At 66.1% G+C, this 21343-nt stretch carries 18 protein-coding genes, 2 tRNA genes and 1 pseudogene; 11 read left to right on the top strand and 10 right to left on the bottom strand.

Features of this window, described 5'->3' with window-relative positions:
* Nucleotides 1-76 precede the first annotated feature (76 nt).
* Nucleotides 77-149: transfer RNA gene (locus M3M28_RS05915), tRNA-Asn, on the top strand.
* A 63-nt stretch (nt 150-212) separates the two neighbouring features.
* On the opposite strand, the gene M3M28_RS05920 is transcribed toward M3M28_RS05915, so the two are convergent.
* A complete protein-coding gene (locus M3M28_RS05920; RefSeq protein WP_249387887.1) occupies nt 213-1460 on the bottom strand; it encodes an APC family permease in 1248 nt (415 codons plus the stop codon).
* Nucleotides 1461-1464: 4 nt separating this feature from the next.
* A complete protein-coding gene (def, locus tag M3M28_RS05925; RefSeq protein ID WP_249387888.1) occupies nt 1465-2037 on the bottom strand; it encodes a peptide deformylase in 573 nt (190 codons plus the stop codon).
* A gap of 51 nt (nt 2038-2088) precedes the next feature.
* Between def and M3M28_RS05930 the strand changes: the two genes are divergently transcribed.
* From M3M28_RS05930 to M3M28_RS05950, 5 genes and pseudogenes are all read left to right on the top strand, one after another.
* The gene (locus M3M28_RS05930; protein WP_249387889.1) at nt 2089-2997 is read left to right on the top strand and encodes a DMT family transporter; all 909 of its coding nucleotides are present in this window, start codon (nt 2089-2091) and stop codon (nt 2995-2997) included.
* Between the two features lie 72 nt (nt 2998-3069).
* On the top strand, nt 3070-4293 hold the full coding sequence (locus M3M28_RS05935) for a glycosyltransferase (RefSeq protein WP_249387890.1): 1224 nt from the start codon (nt 3070-3072) through the stop codon (nt 4291-4293).
* A 205-nt stretch (nt 4294-4498) separates the two neighbouring features.
* Nucleotides 4499-5499: pseudogene (locus M3M28_RS05940) on the top strand (IS481 family transposase).
* A gap of 67 nt (nt 5500-5566) precedes the next feature.
* The gene (locus tag M3M28_RS05945) at nt 5567-6271 is read left to right on the top strand and encodes a GntR family transcriptional regulator (RefSeq protein WP_249387891.1); all 705 of its coding nucleotides are present in this window, start codon (nt 5567-5569) and stop codon (nt 6269-6271) included.
* Nucleotides 6272-6390: 119 nt separating this feature from the next.
* Complete coding sequence (locus tag M3M28_RS05950) at nt 6391-7500, top strand: MFS transporter (RefSeq protein ID WP_249387892.1); 1110 nt, start codon at nt 6391-6393, stop codon at nt 7498-7500.
* Nucleotides 7501-7589: 89 nt separating this feature from the next.
* On the opposite strand, the gene M3M28_RS05955 is transcribed toward M3M28_RS05950, so the two are convergent.
* Both M3M28_RS05955 and M3M28_RS05960 read right to left on the bottom strand, forming a co-directional pair.
* Nucleotides 7590-8372, bottom strand: a complete 783-nt coding sequence (locus tag M3M28_RS05955; RefSeq protein ID WP_249387893.1) for an acetoin reductase — start codon at nt 8370-8372, stop codon at nt 7590-7592.
* Nucleotides 8373-8571: 199 nt separating this feature from the next.
* Nucleotides 8572-8895 (bottom strand): thiamine-binding protein, encoded by a 324-nt coding sequence (locus tag M3M28_RS05960; protein ID WP_249387996.1) that lies wholly within the window; start codon nt 8893-8895, stop codon nt 8572-8574.
* A gap of 238 nt (nt 8896-9133) precedes the next feature.
* Between M3M28_RS05960 and proB the strand changes: the two genes are divergently transcribed.
* Entirely contained in the window at nt 9134-10321 is a 1188-nt protein-coding gene (gene proB, locus M3M28_RS05965; protein WP_249387894.1) for a glutamate 5-kinase, read from the top strand.
* A gap of 30 nt (nt 10322-10351) precedes the next feature.
* A complete protein-coding gene (locus M3M28_RS05970; protein WP_249387895.1) occupies nt 10352-11644 on the top strand; it encodes a glutamate-5-semialdehyde dehydrogenase in 1293 nt (430 codons plus the stop codon).
* A gap of 50 nt (nt 11645-11694) precedes the next feature.
* Here the strand turns inward: M3M28_RS05970 and M3M28_RS05975 are convergent, their stop codons facing one another.
* Together M3M28_RS05975 and M3M28_RS05980 are read right to left on the bottom strand one after the other, a co-directional pair.
* A complete protein-coding gene (locus M3M28_RS05975) occupies nt 11695-12978 on the bottom strand; it encodes a Fic family protein (protein ID WP_249387896.1) in 1284 nt (427 codons plus the stop codon).
* 153 nt (nt 12979-13131) lie between these two features.
* A tRNA-Ile gene (locus M3M28_RS05980) sits at nt 13132-13208 on the bottom strand.
* A gap of 92 nt (nt 13209-13300) precedes the next feature.
* On the opposite strand from M3M28_RS05980, the gene glgP reads away from it, so the two are divergent.
* The 3 genes from glgP (at nt 13301) to M3M28_RS05995 (ending at nt 17679) form a co-directional block, all read left to right on the top strand.
* On the top strand, nt 13301-15850 hold the full coding sequence (glgP, locus tag M3M28_RS05985; RefSeq protein ID WP_249387897.1) for an alpha-glucan family phosphorylase: 2550 nt from the start codon (nt 13301-13303) through the stop codon (nt 15848-15850).
* 164 nt (nt 15851-16014) lie between these two features.
* Nucleotides 16015-16518, top strand: coding sequence for a DUF3145 domain-containing protein (locus M3M28_RS05990; RefSeq protein ID WP_249387898.1), 504 nt, complete (start codon nt 16015-16017; stop codon nt 16516-16518).
* Nucleotides 16519-16527: 9 nt separating this feature from the next.
* Nucleotides 16528-17679, top strand: coding sequence for a DUF2207 family protein (locus M3M28_RS05995; RefSeq protein ID WP_249387899.1), 1152 nt, complete (start codon nt 16528-16530; stop codon nt 17677-17679).
* A 79-nt stretch (nt 17680-17758) separates the two neighbouring features.
* On the opposite strand, the gene M3M28_RS06000 is transcribed toward M3M28_RS05995, so the two are convergent.
* The 4 genes from M3M28_RS06000 to M3M28_RS06015 form a co-directional block, all read right to left on the bottom strand.
* Nucleotides 17759-19012 carry a beta-ketoacyl-[acyl-carrier-protein] synthase family protein gene (locus M3M28_RS06000; RefSeq protein ID WP_249387900.1) on the bottom strand — a complete coding sequence of 418 codons (1254 nt, stop codon included), beginning with the start codon at nt 19010-19012 and terminating at the stop codon, nt 17759-17761.
* Nucleotides 19013-19101: 89 nt separating this feature from the next.
* Complete coding sequence (locus tag M3M28_RS06005; RefSeq protein WP_249387901.1) at nt 19102-19353, bottom strand: acyl carrier protein; 252 nt, start codon at nt 19351-19353, stop codon at nt 19102-19104.
* Between the two features lie 61 nt (nt 19354-19414).
* Complete coding sequence (locus M3M28_RS06010; protein ID WP_249387902.1) at nt 19415-20416, bottom strand: beta-ketoacyl-ACP synthase III; 1002 nt, start codon at nt 20414-20416, stop codon at nt 19415-19417.
* Nucleotides 20413-21339: an ACP S-malonyltransferase gene (locus tag M3M28_RS06015; protein ID WP_249387903.1), complete on the bottom strand. Its 927-nt coding sequence runs from the start codon at nt 21337-21339 to the stop codon at nt 20413-20415. The genes M3M28_RS06010 and M3M28_RS06015 overlap by 4 nt, the downstream gene beginning before the upstream one ends.
* Nucleotides 21340-21343: the final 4 nt, after the last annotated feature.

Genomic DNA, 21343 nt, shown 5'->3' on the forward strand with positions numbered 1-21343 from the left:
TCGGATGGGTATCGCAGCGACTCGGCGGTCGATTTCACATTGCGCGTCAGGTGATGTTAGGCTGTTCGAGTTGTCATCCCCGATAGCTCAATTGGCAGAGCAGCCGGCTGTTAACCGGCAGGTTGTTGGTTCGAGTCCAACTCGGGGAGCTTCTGCCCTCCGCCTCGCGCGGAGGGCACTTTTCTTTTCCCTGGTCAGGTCAGTGTTTGCCGCTACGCCGCGGCCTTACCCCGGCGAACGAGGAGCCGGCCGACGATACCGATCACGAGCACGGAGAGACCACCAACGACCGACCACACGGGCAGCGTGACGACGAGCACGGCGCAGAGCGCCGCGCCGAGCACCTGCATCCACTTCGGGTACCGGCGGTCCTCGCCGCGCTGGTGGAGCGCCGCGAGATTCGCGACGAGGTAGTACACGAGCACGCCGACGCTCGAGAATCCGATAACGTCGCGAATGTCGCCGACGATAATCAGCACGACGACCGCGACGCCGACGACGATGGTGAGCAGCGCCGGCACGTTGTGGCTGGGGGAGATGCGCGACAGTACCGCAGGCAGGTCGCGATTGCGCGCCATCGCGAGGCCCGTGCGGGTGATGCCCGCGATGCCCGCCAGGAGCGCGCCGAGGCAGGCAAGCGCGGCAGTAATCACGACAACGACGCCGATGCCCGGCGCACCCGACACGACGTCGACGAGCGGCGCATCCGAGGCGGCGAGACGCAGCGGGCCCAGCTGCACGAGCAGCGTGATCGCCACCGTCACGTAGAGCGCGGCCACGAGCGCGAGCGTCGTGATGATGGCGCGGGGGATGACCCGCGTCGGGTCGCGCACCTCCTCACCGAGCGTGGCGATGCGCGCGTAGCCAGCGAAGGCGAAGAACATGAGGCCGGCCGACTGCAGCACGCCGTAGACCGAGGCGTCGGGGATGAGGACGAAGGTCGCGTCGGAGGTCGGCGTGGTCGTCCACGCGACGATCAGGGTGACCGCGAGGCCGAGCGCCACGAGCGACACGATGCCCGCGGCGGCACGGGCGGTGCGCGTGATGCCGACAAGGTTGAGCAGCACCACGATGGCGACGGCAACGAGGGCGATCGCGCGCTGCCAGAACGGATCGGGCACCAGGTAGGCGCCGAGCGTCAGTGCCATCGCCGCGGCCGAGGCGGTCTTGCCGATGACGAACCCCCAGCCGGCGATGAATCCGGGCCACGCGCCGAGCTCCTGATTGCCGAAGTGGTAGGTGCCGCCCGAGGTCGGGTACTTCGCCGAAAGTTGCGCCGTCGAGGTGGCGTTGCAGGTGGCGACGAGCAGCGCGAGCGCGAGGCCGAGCAATAGCCACTCGCCGGCAACCCGGGCGGCCGGGCCGAAGACGCTAAAGATGCCGGCGCCGATCATGGCCGCGAGGCCGATGCTCATCGCCCCGAAGAGGCCGAGTTTGCGCTCGAGCGCCGGCTGCGTCACGTCGCTAGCCTTCGAGCTTCTCTTCGCCGGGCAGCCACGACTTGCCGGGCACGTTCCAGCCGCGCTTGCGCATGATCTTGAAGGCCTGCTTGTGGCTGGGTACCGCGAGGCGGTCGACGTAGATCACGCCGTCGAGGTGGTCGTATTCGTGCTGCAGGATACGGGCGAGCCAGCCTTCGGCACGCAGCTCGTAGGGCTTGCCCTCGAGGTCGGTCGCCTCGAGCAGCACCGCGGGGGAGCGGCGCAGCTCGAAGCGCTCGCCGGGCACCGAGAGGCAGCCCTCCTCCTCGTCTTCCTCGAGCTCCGCAAAGCTCTCGGGCACGAGGGGCGCCTGCCAGAGCCGCGGGTTGATTGCGACACCGCGGTGCTCGGTGCCGTGCTCGTCCTCCCAGCCGTACACGAACATCCGCTTACCGACGCCCACCTGCGGGGCGGCGAGCCCGACGCCGGGCGCGGCAGCCATCGTTTCGTACATGTCGGCGACAAGCTCGCGTATCTCGTCGGTGATCTCGTCGACGGTCTCGGCAGGGGTGTGCAGCACCGCATCTCCGTAGATGCGAATGGGAAGGACGCTCATGTCTGGAGTGTATCGGCCGGGGGTTTCCCGAACGGCCGTAGACTCTGGCGGGTGCAGTACCTGGGCATTCCACTCGCGATCCTCGGCGCCGTGCTCATGTCGGTGAGCGCGATGCTGCAGCATCGCGGCGTGGCGCGAGCGGATGCGGCGGGCAACGGCGATGGCGGCGAGGGGCTCGGCCTCGGCAGCTTCCTGCGGCTGCTCAAGTCGAAGACCTGGCTTTCGGGCACCCTGCTGCTCGGCATCGCGGTCGCGTGTCAGCTCAGCGCACTGCTGTTCTCGCCGCTCGTGCTCGTGCAGCCCATCGGCGTCATTTCGCTCGTGCTCACGGCGATCATCACGGCCAAGCAGAGCGGCATGCCGGTCGGCCGGCGCAAGGCGCTGTCGATCACGCTCTGCGTCACCGGCGTCGGTGGCTTCGTCGCCGTCGCCTCGTCGGTCGCGGTCGACAAGGAGATCACCGAGCCACAGCTCATCATCGTGCTCTGCATCCTCGCCGGGCTCGTCGCGCTGCTCGGCGTGCTCTTCGCGTTCGTGCGCCGCACAAAGTGGCGCAGCCTGTTTTACGTCGTCGCGGGCGGCGTCATGTACGGCTTTCTCGTCACCCTCGCGAAGGTCGTGCTTGCGCGCTGGCAGCAGGGCGACTACGGCTGGTACTTCCTCGCGTGCCTCGCCGGCGTCATTATCTCGCTGCTCGTCGGCGGCTATTTCGTCCAGACGGCGTATGCCTCGAGCTCGGCCGACCTCGTCATCGCGGGCCTCACGGTAATCGACCCGCTCGTGGCGGTGACGATCGGCATCGTCGTGCTCCGCGAAACCGAGGGCGCGAGCCTGCTCGTGAACATCCTGTTCGTCGCGCTGGGTGCCCTCGCGATCGTCGGCGTGCTGTTGCTGCAGCTGTCCCAATCGGATGACGAGGTTTCGGCGGTGCGCAACCACGCGCTCGGCCGTGGCAATTAGAATCGACTCTCAGCCTGCGCCGGATGCCCCACGAGCGCCAGTGCGTGCATGTGTTGGATGACAAAGGACTTCATGACTTCGCCGCTTCGACTGTTGATCGCCGCCGATACGTTTCCGCCCAACGTCAATGGCGCGGCAACGTTCACGCAGAACCTCGCGAGTGGCATGGCGGCACGCGGACTTGATGTTCACGTCGTGACTCCGGCCGCGTCGAAGCGACACGGCACCTGGTACGAGGAGTACGACGGGCAGCGCATCACGGTGCACCGCCTGCCGAGCGACCGCTGGTGGCCGCACGACTGGCTGCGCTATGTGAAGCCGTGGCGCGCTCGGGCACACATGCGTGAGGTACTCGACCGCGTTCAGCCCGACGTCATCCACTACCAGTCGGCCGTCGTGCTCGGCCGCGCGGCCGTACGCGAGGGCGCTTCCCGCGGCATCCGCATCATCGGCACGAACCACCTCATGCTCGAGAACATGCTCGAGCACACCCAGATTCCGAAGTTCCTGCAGGGCTGGGCCTCGGGCATCTGGTGGCGCGATGCGCACAAGACGTTTGCCGAGACGGCCGCGCTGACGACGCCCACGCGCCGCGCCGCCGACTTCCTTGAGCAGAACGGAAACCTCCATGACGTGCTCGCGATTTCCTGCGGTCTGCGCACCAGCAACTACACACCGAAGTTTCAAGCGAAGTCGCCTCGACGCATTCTCTTCGTGGGTCGGGTCACCGGCGAAAAGCAGATCGACGTACTGCTGCGGGCGTTCGCGAAGCTCGAGGGTGACGATCTCTTCTTCGACGTCGTGGGCACCGGTGACCAGCTCCAGCAGTTGCAGCGGCTCGCGAACGAGCTCGGCGTAGCCGAGCGCTCGAAGTTCCACGGCTATGTGACCGACCAAGAGCTCCGCAAGATCTACACCGAGGCGACGGTGTTTGCGATCGCGTCGATTGCGGAATTGCAGTCGATTGCGACGATGGAGGCCATGGCCTCCGGCCTGCCCGTCGTCGCGGCAAACTCGATGGCATTGCCGCACCTCGTCCACGATGGCGAAACCGGCTTGCTGTTCGAGCCCGGCAACGTCGAGGATGCTCGCGAGAAACTCCAGCGCGTGCTCGACCTCCCGCGCGCCCAGCGCGAGGCGCTCGGTCAGGGCGGGCTCATGAACGTCCAGGCGCACGACATTGACACGACGATGGAGCTATTCGAGCGCCTCTATCGCGGCGAGTCGGTGCAGTCGGTTGGTCGTGATTCGGTCAATGAGCAGGACCACTCGCTCGACGGCTTGCCGAAGCGCTAGCTCGTTCTGGTGCTGCTGCAGCTGCGCCGAGATGCACCCCACCGTGTTGATGGGTGGATCGTGGTGCGCGAAAAGTTGCTTGGCTCGAGGCACGCGCCGTGAGCTAGCTGTACTTCCCCGGCAGGTTGTGAACGGCTGAGGTAGCGAAGACCTCCGGGCAGGATGTGGGTAACCACACTCACCATCCTGACCACGGACGTGTTCTATGTCCCACGCTAACGCGCCGTTGACTCCAGAAGGGCGTCGTCGCCTGGTTGCGCTCGTCATTGACCAGGGTTGGTCGCTCCGACGCGCCGAGGAACGGTTCCAATGCTCACCAGCGACCGCGAAACGGTGGGTCGACCAGTATCGGGCCGGGGAACCACTCACCGACCGCAGCTCAAAGCCGACCACGTCACCGACCGGCTGCCGACCAAAACCGAGCACCGGATCGTCGCCCTGCGGTTCACCCGTCGGTGGGGCCCGCACCGGATCGCGTACCACCTCCAGCTACACCGCTCCACGGTCGGGCGGGTCCTCGCCCGCTACGACATGCCCAAACTCGCGAACCTCGACCACGCCACCGGACTGGCGGTGCGTAAGCCGAAGCGGACCCGGTACGGGTTCGCCGCCCCGGGCCAGCTCGTTCACGTCGATATCAAGAAACAAGGCAGGATCCCTGATGGTGGCGGGTGGCGCGCCCACGGGCGCGGATCCGCACAGGCCCGCGCCGCGGCTGTTGTCCGCGACAACGCGGCACGAGCCGGCGCGGCCGGCTCGCGCGGCTACCGGTATCTGCACCACGCCGTTGACGACCACTCACGGGTCGCGTACTCGGAGATCCTCGATGACGAGCGCAAGGAGGCCGCCGCGGGGTTCTGGACCCGCGCGAACGCGTTCTTCGCGGGGCTTGGTGTGACGGTCACCGCGGTGATGACGGATAACGGGTCCTGCTACCGCTCCCACGCGTTCGCTGACGCGTCGGGCGACACGGTGCAACACAGATGGACCCGTCCCTACCGGCCCCAGACCAACGGCAAGGTCGAGCGCTTCAACCGCACCCTCGCGACGGAATGGGCCTACGCGAAGCCCTACGCGAATGAGGCCGAGCGCACCGCGGCTTACGAGGCCTGGCTGCATCACTACAATCACCACCGACCCCACATCGGGATCGGCGGCCAAGCCCCCTCAGCACGCGTTCACAACGTCACGGGGAAGTACAGCTAGGGCGCAATGCCCTCGCCCACGCTCTTGAACTTTGCCGCACCCGATAAATACAACTAGTATCTATGTTGTGCACGAATCGAAGACGGCAGCGAAGAATGTCCAGTCCGCAGCGAATGCGGCCTACGTCCACCTGAAGGCGGCAATCCTCGACGGGGAACTCCCCGGCGGCACGATGGTCAGCGAGGGCGCGATCGCGGAGCAGCTCGGCCTGAGCCGGACGCCGATCCGCGAGGCCTTCCTCCGCCTGCAGACAGAGGGGTGGATGCGCCTGTACCCGAAGCGGGGTGCGCTCGTGATCGAAGTCCATCCGCACGAACTAGAAGACATTCTCGAAGCTCGTGCGCTTATCGAAGCCACTGCGGTTCGCCGTTTCGAGAGCAATGGCGCACTCCTTGCGAACCTGCGTAGCGAGTTGCTCGAGCAGATTGAATTGCAACGGATCGCGCACGAGAGCGGCGACCTCGGCGCATTCACCGCCGCGGACGCCGCCTTCCACTGGCTGATCGTGAAGGCGGGCGGCAACGCTCTGCTCACTGACTTCTTCGCCACCTTGCGCGACCGTCAGCAGCGCATGACGGCGCGATCACTGTGGCGGCGAGATGATATTGCCGCCACGGTCATTGCCGAGCATGAACGATTGACCGAGCTGATTACCCTGGGCGACCCCGATGAATTCGCTGCCACTCTCGACGCGCACGTCCGCGGAACGCACCGCCAGCTGCTCCTGCTGAATCCTGCCGGTTCGGCCTCACACGGAAGCGATCTCTCGTGAGGATCGCCGCAGCCCCGGCGCCAAGTCGATCCCGCCGAGGCATCGCCCCGTGGAAGCGCGTCAGCTTTGGTTTGTTCGCTGTTGCATGGGGAGGGAACGAGTTCACTCCGCTGTTGGTCATGTACCGGCACCTGAACCACATGGACTCCCTCACCGTGAACATCCTGTTGGGGGCCTATGTCATCGGCATCGTTCCGGCGCTGCTGCTGGGGGGCCCGCTCTCGGACCGCTTCGGACGGCGACCCTTGTTCGTACCGGCACCGCTCATCGCGATCCTCGGGAGTTCGCTGCTGGCCGTCGGTACTTCTGGTGCGCCGTTATTATTCCTCGGGCGCGTGTGCTCTGGTGTAGCGCTCGGTCTGGTCATGGCAGTTGGGACGAGTTGGCTAAAGGAGTTGTCCCAGGCACCCTTTGACGCCAGCGCCCGCGAGGGCCAGGGTGCGGCCCGTGCGGCGCTTGCGCTGACGACCGGTTTCGGGCTCGGAGCTGGAATCGCCGCGGCATTGGCTCAGTTCGGCCCGATCCCGACCGCGCTGCCCTATCTGGTCCACATCGGCATCACACTCGCCTCGTTCTTCGTGTTGTTGGGCGCACCCGAGTCCCGCGCGCGATCACACAGCGACACTCCGCTGCTCAAGGACCTCGAGATTCCCTCGGCCAAGCATCGCCGGTTCCTCTTGGTCGTGGCACCAATGGCGCCATGGGTGTTCGGAACTGCCGCGAGCGCCTATGCGATCCTGCCGGGACTCATGATGTCGCAGGCACCGGGGTTCGAGATCGGCATGTCCGGCTTGCTCTGCGTTGTCGCCCTCGGATGTGGAGTCGCAGTGCAGAGGTTGGCATCAGTGATTGACTCGCCGCAATCGGCCCGCGGCATCGGCGTCGCGCTCGTGGTGACCGTGCCGGGGATGCTCCTCGCGGCCGGGGCGGCGGGGCTCGATTCGCTGCCCTGGGCATTCGCGGCGGCGGCCGTGCTCGGCTCGGCCTATGGTCTACTCCTGGTGGGTGGCCTCCGGGAAATTCAGCGGATCGCCGGACCAGACGATCTGGCAGGACTGACCGCGGTGTTCTATTCGCTGACGTATCTCGGGTTCTTCATCCCGATGATCCTCTCGGTGCTCGGGGCCTGGCTGAACTACACCGAGATGTTCCTCACGGGCGCGGTGATCGCATTGCTGAGCGTGGGCGTGATCACCTTCAGCTGGCGCAAACACCTGCCGGAATACTGACCGATCACACGACAGACACAGTCGAGCCGGGCACATACCCGGATCGACTGCGTCTTCGGTCGGGCTCGTCGCGCCGACCGTTCGAGGGCTTAGTTGTAGAGCATCCCGCCATCGACGAGCAGCACCTGACCGGTGACGTAGTCGGCCTTCGGGCTGGCGAAGAACGACACGACGCCGGCAACGTCCTCGGGTGTCTCGATGCGTCCGAGCATGATCGACTCGACGTTCTCCTTGAGGTTCTCACCACGAGGCTTGCCGTTGATCTCAGAGAGCCTTTCGTCGATCAAGTCCCACATACCGGTGCCAACGATGCCCGGAGCGTAGGCATTGACGGTGATGCCGCGCGGCGCCAGTTCCTGCGCCGCCACCTGCGTGATGCCGCGAACCGCGAACTTTGACGCGGAGTAGGCGCCAAGGATCGGGAAGCCTTTGACGGCGGCGATCGACGCGGCGGAGACGATCTTGCCCTTCTTGTCGAGCTCGGCGAACTTGGCAGCGGCAGCCTGAATGCCAAACACGACGCTGTTGACGTTGATCGAGAAGATCTTGTTCAGATCTTCCTCGGAGATCTCCTCGATCGGCTTGACCTGCGCGATACCGGCATTGTTGACGATCACATCGAAGCTTCCGAGCTGCTCTGCCGCAGCGTCGACCGCGGCGACGATGTCGTCCTTCTTCGAAACGTCCGTGGCGACGAAGATCGCCTTGCGTCCGAGGGCTTCGATCTCTTTGACGACGAGGCGGGCCTTTTCCTCCTGGAACGCGAGATCCGCGACGGCGATGTCGTAACCGTCGGAAGCAAGCTGCAGCGCGATTCCGCGACCAATACCCTGACCGGCGCCGGTGACGAGTGCGACCTTAATAGAGTCCATCTTGTGTATGCCTTCTCATATCAATCGATGAGCGGGGTGTCCGCACAGTGAAATACGAGGGGACAAGCGAGGATCTCACCTGGATGCCTCCTCGCGTCTTCAGTTTAGAACCCCTCATCGAACTCGGCCGCTCAGCTTGATCAGAATCGTGTGACCCGGCTCGCGCGTTTGCACTACTCATCGGCGGCTGGACGAGGCGTCAGTTCCCTGGCGCAGCAGAAGACTGCTCGATCGCTTGTTCTAAGCGCTCGAGCTTTCCCTCGAGCTCTCCCGTATAGCCGGGCCGGATGTCCGCCTTGATCACCAGCGACACGCGTGAGCCGAATGGCGCGACCGCCTCGGTCGCGCGCCGCACAACGTCGAAGACTTCGTCCCAAGTGCCTTCGATCTCGGTGAACATGCTGCTCGTCCTGTTCGGCAGACCGGAGTCACGAACCACCGTGACGGCCGCGGCGACGGCATCATGCACGGAACCATCCGCCCGGCCCGTACCGGACGGCGCTACCGAAAACGCGACAATCATCATGTTCCTTTCATTGGCTGCAACAATTCGAACAGTTGCCGCAGCTGACAATACCGAGGTACATCGAATCGTTTCGGTGCGCCTGCCGATTTTGCCTCGCTCGCCACGGACGCAACGCCGCTCGCGCCTCAGGCAGGGGCGGCGATGAGCGCCGGAGCGCGATGCCGCGGCGTCACCTCGCAACAACATGTGCTGCAATCAGTGATGCTCGGCGGACTGCGCACGGCACAATAGAGTTATGACATCGCCCATCGTCGATCGCAGCCAACTTCCGAACGCAGGGCGGGTGGTCGTCAAGATCGGCTCGTCGTCGCTCACGCGAGCGGATGGTCGCCTCAATGTTCCCGCGCTGCGGAAGCTTGTCGACGTGCTCGCCGAGCAGTCGCTCGCGGGCAAGCAGGTCGTGCTCGTGAGCTCGGGTGCGATCGCCGCCGGGTTCATGCCACTCGGCTATGACGTGCGGCCGAGCGACGTCGCGGGCGCCCAGGCCGCCGCGGCCGTGGGACAGAGCGTGCTCATGGCGCAGTACACGGATGCCTTCAGCGCGTACGAGATCACGGTTGGGCAGGTTCTCATGACCGCTGCTGATACCCTGCGGCGAGACCGCTATCAGCACGTCGCGCAGGCCTTCGAGCGCCTGCTTGAGCTCGGCGCGGTGCCCGTCGTCAATGAGAACGACGCGCTCGCCACGAGCGAGCTGCGCTTCGGTGACAACGACCGACTCGCGGCGCTGGTCGCCCAGCTCGTACAAGCCGATGCGCTCATCCTGCTCACCGACGTCAACGGGCTCTATGACGCGCCCCCGAAGCAGCCGGGCGCCCGCCGCATCGCGACGGTCGAGCGCATGGATGATGTTGCCGGGGTCGAAGTGACCGGCCGTGGTTCGGCGTTCGGCACGGGCGGCATGGTGACGAAACTCCAGTCGGCCGAGATGGCGACCACCACCGGCATCCCCGTCATGCTCACGAGCGCGCCGAACGTTCGCGCCGCGTTCGAGGGCATGGATGTGGGTACCTGGTTCGTGCCGACCTCCGGTCGATCGCGCCGCCGCAAGGTCTGGCTCGAGCACGCTGCGCAGATGTACGGCCGGCTCGTCGTCGACGCGGGCGCCGAGCGCGCCCTGCGCGACCGGGGCGCATCCCTGCTCGCCGCCGGTATCCGTTCGGTGCACGGCGAGTTTGCCGCGGGCGACCCGGTCGAGATCGTGAATGAGGCCGGCGAGGCGATTGCCCATGGCATCTCGAACTTCGACTCGAGTGAACTGCCGCAGATGCTCGGCCGCAGCACCGACGAGATGCGGGCGAGCCTCGGCGACGACTTCGTGCGCTCGGTGGTGCACCGCGACGAGCTCACGCTCGTGAGCCCGACCGTGACCGACATCGTCACGGGCCGCGTGACGGAGTCGGGCATTCCGGTGCTCGACTAGGGATGCTCGGCGCGATCTAGACTGGTGGGTATGACCGAAACGGCTGCCTCCACGATCAACGCTGACACGGTGCGCGCGGTGCGCGAGATCGCTCAGCGCGCCAAGACCGCGTCGATTCAGCTGTCGCGCGCATCGAGCGGCTCGAAGAACGACATGCTGCTCTCGATCGCGTCGGCGCTCGAGTCGGCGGCGACCGAGATTGTTGCCGCGAACGACGATGACATGGCGCGTGGTCGCGAACGTGGCATGAGCGATGGCCTGCTCGACCGCCTTCAGCTCACCAAGGAACGCGTCGCGACCATCGCGGAGGCGCTGCGCGACGTCGCTGACCTGCCCGACCCGGTCGGCGAGGTCGTGCGCGGTTCGACCCTCGAGAACGGCCTGCGCCTGCGCCAGCTTCGCGTGCCAATGGGCGTCGTGGGCATGATCTACGAGGCTCGCCCGAACGTAACGGTGGATGCGGCTGGCCTGGCCCTGAAGTCGGGGAATGCCGTGATTCTGCGCGGCGGCTCGGCCGCGCTGTCGACGAACCGCGCCATCGTGCAGGTGATGCAGGATGCGCTCGTCGCCGAGGGCTACTCGGCCGACCTCGTGCAGACCATCGACGAATACGGCCGCGAGGGCGGCGTCGCGCTGATGCAGGCGCGGGGCCTCGTCGACCTGCTCGTGCCCCGCGGCGGTGCCGCGCTCATCCAGACCGTCGTGCTCGAGTCGAAGGTGCCAGTCATCGAGACCGGAACCGGAAATGTGCACATCTACGTCGACGAGTCGGCCGACATCGAGAAGGCCCTGCCGATCATCCTCAACGCGAAGACACAGCGCGTCGGCGTCTGCAATGCGGTTGAAACGCTGCTCGTGCACGAGGGCATCGCCGACAAGTTCGTGCCGCTCGTCACCGCTGCGCTTACCGAGCAGGGAGTGATCGTGCACGCCGACGACGTCACCCAGCAACTCTCGGCAAACTCGACCACTACGGCGGCGACCGACGCCGACTGGGAGACCGAGTACCTTTCGCTCGACATCGCGGCGAAGGTTGTGCCGTCGATCGACACCGCGATTGAACACATCCGCCGCTACACGACGGGTCACACCGAGGTGATCGTCACCGAGTCGCTCGCGGCCGCGAACCAGTTCACCGACGAGGTCGACGCGGCCGTCGTGATGGTCAACGCCTCGTCGCGCTTTACCGACGGCGCGGAGTTTGGCCTCGGCGCCGAGCTCGGCATCTCGACGCAGAAGTTGCACGCGCGCGGTCCCATGGGCCTCGCCGAGCTCACCACCACGAAGTGGATTGTCGAGGGCAACGGGCAGGTGCGGCCGTAGCCTGAGTCGTTCGCGCTGTCGAAGCCCCTACAGCGCGATCGTCGATTCTTCTAGAAAGTCGCGCGACGTGCACGCGCCGCGAACGCGTCCAGGGCGTCGAGCACTCCGTCGGCCTGCCAATGCCGGTTTCGCCTGCCCTCATCCCTCCGCCGTACGACGCCAGCCGCCTCGAGGTGGGGGAGCGCACTATTTGCCGCAACATTGCTTACACCGAGGCGGCTTGCAAGGTACTGCACGGTGACCACTGGCTGCTCGATCAAGACGTCAAGAGCTCGACGCGCGGTAGAACCACGACGCGCATCAAGCACTGCCTCCCAATTCGCCCGAACCTCACCGAGGTCATCCACGAGCCGCTTTGCATTCGCGATCGCTGCGAACGAAGACGCGGTGAAGACTCGAACAATCGGCACCACATCGCCTTCTCGGTACGACGTGAGCGCTCGGAAGTAGTCCTCCGGCTCAGAGAGGAGGCCAGCAGAGATCGGCACGGTGACCTGCTGTGTTGTGCCACTCGAGCGCAACATCGCGTGTGCAAGTGCGCGACCGGTGCGACCATTGCCGTCGGGGAACGGGTGGATGGTCTCGAATTGGGCATGCGCAATGGCGATCTGCGGCAGCACGTCAAGGTCATCTCGTCGCGCAAACGTAAGCAGGTCCTCCATGAGCTCTGGTACCCGGCCAGGCACCGGACCCACGTGGGCAGCTGTGTGTGGAGTTGAGCCCCCAACCCACACTGGCACGTTGCGGAACTGTCCGACGATTTCAGGATCACGTCGTTCGAGCATGACCCGGTGCATAGCGATCACGGCCGCGGCGTCGAGTTCGTCGGCCAGCGAAACTGCCGTTTCCATCGCACTCGTATTCGCAACGACGAGTTGCGCGTTCGCGGATCGAGCCTCGCCCAGATGGGCAAGCGCAACTTGCTTCGCACTCGCAGTGAGCTGTTCGACTTCGGAACTCGCCGAGCTTTCCGCGCGTAAGAGAATGGACGCGAATGGTGCGTGAAGGGTGCCGACTTCGGCGTCGAACCGGGTGAGAGCGGCATATGCATCACTCGCCTCGACTCGAACGGTGTCGGGCAAATTGGGTGTAAGGCCGGCGATACGGGGAGGCACGCTCGCAGCAAACGGCTCTCTCGATGCTCGGTGCGATCTGTTCCAGCTGAGGTCGCTTGGGTCGTGATCCCAAGGAACCGGTTCAGTCGTGGCGGCAGGCCAGGCAGCGCCCGAGTTGTCCGCCTCGGGGATAACCGCCTTCATCAGCCGAGCGTCGGCGCTAGGCGCATCGCCTCGATACCGCCCGGTCGCCATCGGCGAGGCCTCGTCGAGACCCATGTCGTCAACCTTTCGCGTCGTGGCTCGGATCACAACCTTTACCAACCCTGCCGTATAATTAATGTTACGCAGTAACCTTAATTAAGAGTGAGAGTAAGTAAAGGTTGCGATGCTCTTGACGTGATTCAAGACACACGTAACCGCGCGGGAATTTGGTGGGGCGAACGGGACTTGAACCCGTGACCGATGGATTATGAGTCCACTGCTCTAACCAGCTGAGCTATCGCCCCGCAACCTGAGCAATTCTAGCGACGATCTGCCGATTGTTTGCATTCGCGAAGATTCGCTTCGCGTTCACCCGCAACTGGCTACGCTCAGATGCGTGAAGGCCTTCGATACGCTCACCGTTGCCCCCGTCCTCCCCGAAAAGCTGCAGCCGCTGCGCACGTTGGCGATGAACCTCCGCTGGTCGTGGCGCGAGCAGACTCACCAGTTGTTCAAGTCGATCGACCCGCAGCTGTGGAGCGCAACCGGCCACAACCCCATCACGCTGCTCCAGCGCCTCTCGGCCGAGCGCGTGGCCGGGCTCGAGGCCGACGCCGACTTCCTCCAGCGCCTGCAGTTCGAGATTGACGAGCTCGACGGCTACCTCGGCGTCGAGCGCTGGTTCGAGCGCACCACTCGTGGCAGCGAGGACGCGGCGACGAGCATCGCCTACTTCTCGATGGAGTTCGGCGTGCACCAGTCGCTGCCGATCTACTCGGGCGGCCTCGGCGTCCTCGCCGGCGACCATCTCAAGTCGGCCTCCGACCTCGGCGTGCCGCTTATCGGCATCGGCCTGCTCTACACCTACGGCTACTTCAGCCAGTCGCTGAGCCGCGAGGGCTGGCAGCAGGAAGGCTACGAGCGCCACAACCCGGCCGACCTCGCGGTCACGCCGGTGCTCGACGAGACGGGCGAGCAGCTGCGCATCTCGGTGAATTTCCCGGATGAGCGCGAGGTGCGCGCCATCGTCTGGCGGGCCGCGATCGGCCGCATCACGCTGCTGCTGCTCGACACGAACCTGCCCGAGAACCCCGAGGACTACCGGGTCATCACCGACCGTCTCTACGGCGGCGACGCCGAGCACCGCATCAAGCAGGAGCTCGTGCTCGGCGTTGGGGGTGTGCGCGCAGTGCAGCGCTTCTGCGAGGTCAGCGGTCTCGCGCAGCCCGACGTGTTCCACATGAACGAGGGCCACGCCGGCTTCCTCGGCATCGAGCGCATCGGCCAGCTCATCTCGGCGGGGGAGTCGTTCGAGACCGCCCTCGCGACCGTGCGCGCATCCACGCTCTTCACGACCCACACGCCGGTGCCCGCGGGCATCGACCGCTTTGACATGCACCTCGCCCAGCGCTACCTGCAGCCGCAGGCCGACGGCACCTCGCGTCTCGCGGCCGGCGTGCCCGTCGCCCGAGTGCTCGAGCTCGGCGGCGAGGACGACCCGCAGCGCTTCAACATGGCGCACCTCGGCCTGCGTCTCGCGCAGTACGCGAACGGCGTCGCGAAGTTGCACGGCGCCGTCTCACGCGAGATGTTCAAGGACCTCTACCCGAACTTCGACGTCGCCGAGGTGCCCATCACCTCGATCACGAACGGCGTGCACGTGCCGACCTGGACTCGCGGCCCGATCAAGTCGGTCATCAACTCGATGGCCGGCGGGCGCGATGTCGCGACGGCCGATCGATGGCAGAACGCGGATGCGGTGGGCTCGGCCGAGCTCTGGCGCATCCGCAACGAACTCCGTCGCGAGCTCGTCGAGCGCGCGCGTGGACTCTCACTCGAGTCGTGGGAGGAGCGCGGCGCGCAGGAGGCCGAGCTCGGCTGGACCAAGAACATCCTCAACCCGGATGCGCTCACGATCGGCTTCGCCCGTCGAGTCTCGACGTACAAGCGCCTCACACTCATGCTGCAGCAGCCCGAGCGACTCCGCCACATCCTGCTCAACGAGGAACGCCCCGTGCAGTTCGTCATCGCGGGCAAGGCGCACCCAGCCGACATGGGCGGCAAGCAGCTCCTGCAGCAGCTCGTGCAGTTCGCCGACGACGCGGGCGTGCGCGACCGCATCGTATTCATTCCCGACTACAACATCTCGCTCGGCAAGTTCCTCGTCGCGGGCTCGGACATCTGGCTGAACAACCCGATCCGCCCGCAGGAGGCCTCGGGCACCTCGGGCATGAAGGCGGTCATGAACGGCTGTCTCACCATGTCGATCTCGGACGGCTGGTGGGACGAGATCGCCGACGACGAGCTTGGCTGGACGATCCCAACCGTGTCGAACGCGGATGCGCACCAACGCGACGCGTGGGAAGCCCAGGCACTCTACGACATCCTCGAACACGAGATCGTGCCGCTGTTCTACGACCGCGACGCCCAGGGCATCCCCCAGGCCTGGGTCGACAAGGTTCGCCGCTCGATGTCGCAGGTCGGCCCGAAGGTGGCCGCCGAGCGCATGGTGCGCGACTACGTCGAGCAGCTCTACCTGCCGGCCGGCCGCACCGCCCGCATCGCCGCTGACCTCGACCGCTGCCGTGGCTTCGCCGACTGGCAGCAGCGCGTCATCGCCGGTTGGAACGGCGTCGCGGTGACCGAGGTGCGCAACGAGGTCGGCAACCCTACCGCCGGCGAGGATGCGCGCATCTCGGCGCGCGTCGACCTCGGCTCGCTGTCGCCCGAGGATGTCCTGGTGGAGGGCGTTGCCGGCCGCGTTGGCGAGTTTGGCGAGCTCGACAACCCGGTGCGGATTCCGATGGTGCCGCTCGGCGAGGGCCGCTACGAGGTCGCGGTTCGCACAAACGAAACCGGCGAATTCGGCTACACGGTGCGCGTTGTGCCGAACCACGAACTGCTTCGTTCGCCCGCAGAAATGGGGCTCGTTCGATTCCCCGGATAATCGGGTTCCAACACGCCGTGCGGCTAAATCACAGGGTTGTAATTCCCCGATAAAGTCGGGCATAATTCCTGTGACGACAGTCGAATTGAATATCGGCGGGCAGCATGCCTGAGTCACGAATGGTCGTAGGGGAAGACGCACCACACGTGAAACAGGAGGACAACATGGCTGCACCAACAACTCAGGGTGTGCTCTACGTACACTCCGCACCGCGCGCGCTTTGCCAACACGTTGAGTGGGGGCTTGGCCGGGCGATCGGCGAGCCCACTAACTTGCCGTGGATTCCACAGCCGGTGATTCCGGGCTCGGTTCGCGCGGAGTTTGCGTGGCGCGGTACGCCCGGTACTGCCGCGGCAATCGCGTCGCAGCTGCGCGGGTGGGAGCATCTGCGGTTCGAGGTGACCGAGGACCCGAGCGCGAACAACGACGGCGGCCGCTGGATGCATACGCCCGGCCTCGGCATCTTCTTCGCGCAGGTCGACATGTCGGGCAACATGGTCGTGCCGGAAGACCGCATTCGCTACGCGATGGAGATCGCAGGCGGCAACGCGACCGAGCTGCACCGCGAACTCTCGCTCGCGCTCGGCCAGGCCTGGGACGACGAACTCGAGCCCTTCCGCACCGCTGGTGACGAGAGCCCGGTCGTCTGGATGCACCGCGTCGGCTAACATCGGCGGGTGGATTCCAGCGCTGTCTTCGGCTACCTGACCATCCTCATCGCGTGGGGAGTGGTCATGCTCGGCCTCGCCCTGTGGTCGCGCGCGGCGGCTTCCGGGCTTCCCAAGTACCGCATCGCCGAGTATGTGCCGCCCGAAGGCGACGTCATCACGCACGGCCTCCTCACGCGTGCCGATCGTCGCCTGATTGGCGCCGCGATCGTCGGCCTCGCCGTTAAGGGGCGAGTGCGAGTGCTCGCGCCGAGCGGCGACAGGGGCCCAGTCGCGCTCGAGGCAGTGCTCGGCAAGGGCCTCACGACGCAAGAGCGGATGCTGCTCGACTGCTTTCGGCCGACGCGCCCGACCCCTCGTCAACAGCGTCGCTACGGCGAGGGTCTCGCCGAAATTGGCATCGCCGCCAGCAGCGGCGAGCAGCTCCCCGACATCTATTTCCTCAAGGGTAGGGGCGCCGACCGTCGGTATCAGCGCCGCCAGCTCGCACACTACTTCGACAATGCGCGCCAGGCGCTCAAGGATGCGGGGCTCGCGAAGCGCACGCAAAATGGCTTCTTCCTCGGCACGCTCTCGCTGCTATTCCTAGTCAGCTTCGCCGTGCTCGCCCTGCTCATTTTTGGAGCCATCTTGAATGGCGCCTGGTGGTTTGTGATTGTCGCGCCGCTATTCCTCGTCGGCTATTTCTTCATTCTTTTTCTTGCCGCCCCGCCCATTCTTCGCTTTACCGACGCCGGCAAAGAACTCCGCACCAGACTTTCGGGGCTTCGCGAATACGTTCGCCTTGGCGAACAGGAGCGACTCCGGTTCACGCAGACCCCGCAGACGGCGCTCCGCGATCCGGCGGGCACGCTCACGCCCGCGGGTCGCGCGCTCGGCCTTCAGGCCGTGCCACAGGCACGTAGCGCGGCCGAACAGTTCCAGCTCGACCAGATCATCCTCACCGAAGAGCTGCTGCCGTACGCTGTGCTGTTCGGTCAGGAACGTCAATGGGCGAATGAGTTTGCGCACTTCGACGCCGCGGGTATCCGCGCGCAGAACCTCGAGGCCGTCAGCACCACGATGGAGGGCATCGTCATTGTGATGGAGGTGCTCTCGATCATCGGGCAGGTGCTTCGCGTCATCGGGGCGATCGCCTCGTTCAGCGGACGCGTCGACTAGGGGCGAGCGCTGCCTCGCACCCGCCGAGACAACAATGGCCGGGGCCCATTTGGGCCCCGGCCATTGTTGCTGTACCGCGTTACGCGTACTTGCGCAGCGCGAGCACAGCGTTGTGGCCGCCGAAACCGAACGAAGTCGAGATAGCGAGCGCGCCGGGGGCGATCTCAACCTCCCGAGCCGAGGTCACCACGTCGAGCGGGATCTCCTCGTCAAGGTTCTCGATGTTGATGGTCGGGGGCAGCACGTTGTTGTGCAGCGCGAGCGCCGTGAACATCGCCTCGATCGCGCCAGCGCCACCGAGCAGGTGACCGGTCGAACCCTTCGTCGCCGAAACCGGCACCGAGTGGATGTGGTCGCCCAGCACTCGCTTGAACGCGTTGTACTCGGCGATGTCGCCGACGGGGGTCGAGGTGGCGTGTGCGTTGATGTGCACGACCTCCTCGGGCGAGGCGCCGGCAATCTTGAGCGCCTCTTCGACGGCTCGGGCAGCACCCTCACCCTCGGGCTCGGGCGCGGTGATGTGGTAGGCGTCGGCGGTCACGCCGCCGCCCGCCACCTCGGCGTAGATCTTGGCGCCACGGGCGAGCGCGTGCTCTTCGGTCTCGAGCACGAGCGCGGCCGCGCCCTCGCCGAGCACAAAGCCGTCGCGGTCGCGGTCGTACGGCCGCGAGGCATGCTCCGGGTCGTCATTGCGCTTCGAGAGGGCCTGCATTGCGGCGAACGCGGCGATCGGCAGCGGGTGCACCGCCGCCTCCGAACCGCCGGCGATGACCACATCGGCAAGCCCGGCCTGCAGGTGGTCATACGCGTTGATGACCGACTCGGTGCTCGAGGCACAGGCTGACACGACGGTGCGGATGCCTGCGCGGGCTTCGAGATCCATACCGATCGCGGCCCCGGGTCCGTTCGGCATGAGCATGGGAACGGTCAGGGGGAGCACGCGGCGGGCACCGCGCTCGCGCAGGGTGTCCCAGGCGTCGAGCAGGGTCCAGACACCACCGATGCCGGTTGCCCAGTCGACGAGGAGCCGCTCCGGCTCGATCGCACCCTTCTCGAGACCCGCGTCGGCGAAGGCCTCACGGCCCGCAATGAGCGCGTATTGGCTCGACGGGTCAAGCCGCTTGGCCTGCACGCGACCAAGGATCTCATTCGGAGACTCCTTGACCGTCGCGGCGAACGTCACCGGCAGGTCGATCTCGTACTTCTGCGTGGTCTCGGCGGGCAATGTGCGTGCGCCGGACTCGCCGCGCAGCAGTGCCTCCCAGGTGCCAGGTGCATCCGTCGCCAGCGGCGTGAACGCACCGATACCCGTGATCACGATCTTTTTCGTCATGAACGTAGCTTTTCCTCGAGGGGACAGGGCCAGTGGGGTGGAACGAACCGTGGTGGCCGCGCGAAGTTGAGGCGGCCACCACGGGCTCGCTAGGCCTCCTGGGCCTTGGCGATGAAGTCGACCGCGTCCTGCACGGTCTTGAGGTTCTCAACCTCGGCGTCGGGAATCTCCACGTCGAACTTCGACTCGGCGTTGACCACGATGGTCATCATCGAGATCGAGTCGATGTCGAGGTCGTCGGTGAACGACTTGTCGCCGGTCACGGTGTCAGCCGCGATGCCCGTCTCTTCGTTCACGAGCTCGGCGAGGCCGGCCAGGATCTCTTCGTTCGAAAGTGCCATGGTGTTTCTCCTTGTTATGGGTGGTTGGGCGGAATAGGGGTCTGGGTGAGCTTGGGGCCAGCTATGGCAGGCGAACGACCTGCGCCGCGTACGCGAGGCCGGCGCCGAAGCCAATCTGCAGCGCGAGGCCGCCCGAAAGCTCGGGGTGCTCCTCAAGCAGGCGGTGCGTCGCGAGCGGGATTGAGGCGGCCGAGGTGTTGCCCATCGTCTCGATGTCACGGGCAATCGCCACGGTCTCGGGCACGCCGAGCTGCTTCGCGAACTCGTCGATGATGCGCATGTTGGCCTGGTGCGGAATGAACGCGGCGAGGTCGTCGACCGTGATGCCGGCGCGGTCGAGTGCCTCACGTGCGGCCTTGGCCATCTCCCACACGGCCCAGCGGAACACGGCCTTGCCGTCCTGGCGCAGGGTCGGCCACTCGGCCTCGCCGCGGCGGTAGTCCTGCAGGGGGCTACTCATCGAGACGGCGTCCCACTTGCTGCCGTCGGAGCCGATGACCGACTCGGCGATGCCAGGCTCGTCGGCGGGGCCGATGAGGGCCGCGCCGGCGCCGTCGCCGAGCAGGAACGAAATGGACCGGTCGGTGGGGGAGATGACGTCGGAGAGCTTCTCGGCACCCACGACGAGCACGTACTCGGCCACACCGGCACGGATGAGCGCATCGGCCTGGGTGACCGCGTAGCAGTACCCGGCGCAACCGGCCGAAACGTCGTAGGCCGCGGCTGGCGTGGCACCGAGGCCATCGGCGATGCGCGTGGCGGCCGCGGGCGTCTGCATGACGTTGGTAATGGTGGCGACGATGACGGCACCAATCCTGCTCGGCTCGATGCCTGCTTTTTCGATCGCCTCTCGTCCCGCGCTGACGCCCATGTCGATGACGTCAACGTCGTCGCTCGCGCGCTGGCGCGAGATGATGCCGGTGCGCTGACGGATCCACTCATCAGAAGAGTTGATCGGACCAGCGATGTCGTCGTTCGTGACCGTCAGCTCGCCGCGGTACGCACCGATGCTGTGGATTCGGGTGAACTGAGGGCCAGTTGCCTGACGGAGTTTCGGGCTCATGCTGCATCCTCTTCGGCCAGTGCGGCGACCACCGCATCGATGTCTTCGGGAACGTTGACGGCAATGCCGGTCGTACCCTTCATGCCACGCTTCGCAAGGCCGACGAGCGTGCCGGCGGGCGCGGCCTCGACGAGCGTCACGTGCCCGGCGTCAATGAATGCTGCCATGCAGGCATCCCAGTGCACGGGGCGGTGCACCTGGTCGATAAGCAGCTCGAGGTAGCGGCTGCCCGAATCAACGCGCGAGCCGTCGAAGTTCGTGTAGAGGCCCAGCTTCGGGTCGCGCACCGAGAACTCGCTGGCCGACGCCGCGAGCTGCTCGTGCGCATCGGCCATATACCGCGTGTGGAACGCACCGGCGACCTTGAGCGGAATCACGCGCGTGCCCTTCGCGGGCTCGGCGCGCAGCTGCTCGAGCGCATCCGGGTCGCCCGCGGCAACGATCTGCCCGGCGCCGTTGAAGTTCGCGGGCTCGAGCTCGAGCTCGGCGAGGCGAGCCAGCACCTCGTCCTCGGCGCCGCCGAGCACGGCCGACATGCCGGTCGTCTGCTTCGCGGCGTCCTCGGCCATGAGCGTCGCGCGACGCGAAACGAACGCGAGGGCGGTTGCGGCGTCGAACACCCCGGCGGCGTACGCTGCGGCGATCTCGCCCACCGAGTGGCCAGCCACCTCGACGCCCGAGAGATCGGCACCCGACGCCACCAGGGCATCCCAGGTCAGGATGCCGGCCGCGACGATGAGCGGCTGCGCGATCGCGGTGTCGCGGATCGTCTCAGCGTCAGACTCGGTGCCGTGGCGAACGAGGTCAACGCCGACCGCGTCGCTGAGCTGGGCGAGCGTGTCTCGGCGTTCGGGCGTCGCAAGCCAGGGACTGAGGAAGCCCGGCTTCTGCGACCCCTGACCGGGGAAGGTGATGATGGTCATATAT

The organism is Gulosibacter sediminis, assembly GCF_023370115.1.
Lineage (GTDB): Bacteria > Actinomycetota > Actinomycetes > Actinomycetales > Microbacteriaceae > Gulosibacter > Gulosibacter sediminis_A.

What these genes read in the sequence shown, in the direction of transcription:
- M3M28_RS05975 (WP_249387896.1), bottom strand. Translation starts at nt 12,978, where the DNA reads ATGGGTCTCGACGAGGCCTCGCCGATGGCGACCGGGCGGTATCGAGGC.
- M3M28_RS05935 (WP_249387890.1), top strand. Translation starts at nt 3,070, where the DNA reads ATGACTTCGCCGCTTCGACTGTTGATCGCCGCCGATACGTTTCCGCCC.
- M3M28_RS05990 (WP_249387898.1), top strand. Translation starts at nt 16,015, where the DNA reads ATGGCTGCACCAACAACTCAGGGTGTGCTCTACGTACACTCCGCACCG.
- M3M28_RS05970 (WP_249387895.1), top strand. Translation starts at nt 10,352, where the DNA reads ATGACCGAAACGGCTGCCTCCACGATCAACGCTGACACGGTGCGCGCG.
- M3M28_RS06010 (WP_249387902.1), bottom strand. Translation starts at nt 20,416, where the DNA reads ATGAGCCCGAAACTCCGTCAGGCAACTGGCCCTCAGTTCACCCGAATC.
- M3M28_RS06015 (WP_249387903.1), bottom strand. Translation starts at nt 21,339, where the DNA reads ATGACCATCATCACCTTCCCCGGTCAGGGGTCGCAGAAGCCGGGCTTC.
- M3M28_RS05960 (WP_249387996.1), bottom strand. Translation starts at nt 8,895, where the DNA reads ATGATTGTCGCGTTTTCGGTAGCGCCGTCCGGTACGGGCCGGGCGGAT.
- M3M28_RS05950 (WP_249387892.1), top strand. Translation starts at nt 6,391, where the DNA reads ATGTACCGGCACCTGAACCACATGGACTCCCTCACCGTGAACATCCTG.
- M3M28_RS05955 (WP_249387893.1), bottom strand. Translation starts at nt 8,372, where the DNA reads ATGGACTCTATTAAGGTCGCACTCGTCACCGGCGCCGGTCAGGGTATT.
- def (WP_249387888.1), bottom strand. Translation starts at nt 2,037, where the DNA reads ATGAGCGTCCTTCCCATTCGCATCTACGGAGATGCGGTGCTGCACACC.
- proB (WP_249387894.1), top strand. Translation starts at nt 9,134, where the DNA reads ATGACATCGCCCATCGTCGATCGCAGCCAACTTCCGAACGCAGGGCGG.
- M3M28_RS06005 (WP_249387901.1), bottom strand. Translation starts at nt 19,353, where the DNA reads ATGGCACTTTCGAACGAAGAGATCCTGGCCGGCCTCGCCGAGCTCGTG.
- M3M28_RS06000 (WP_249387900.1), bottom strand. Translation starts at nt 19,012, where the DNA reads ATGACGAAAAAGATCGTGATCACGGGTATCGGTGCGTTCACGCCGCTG.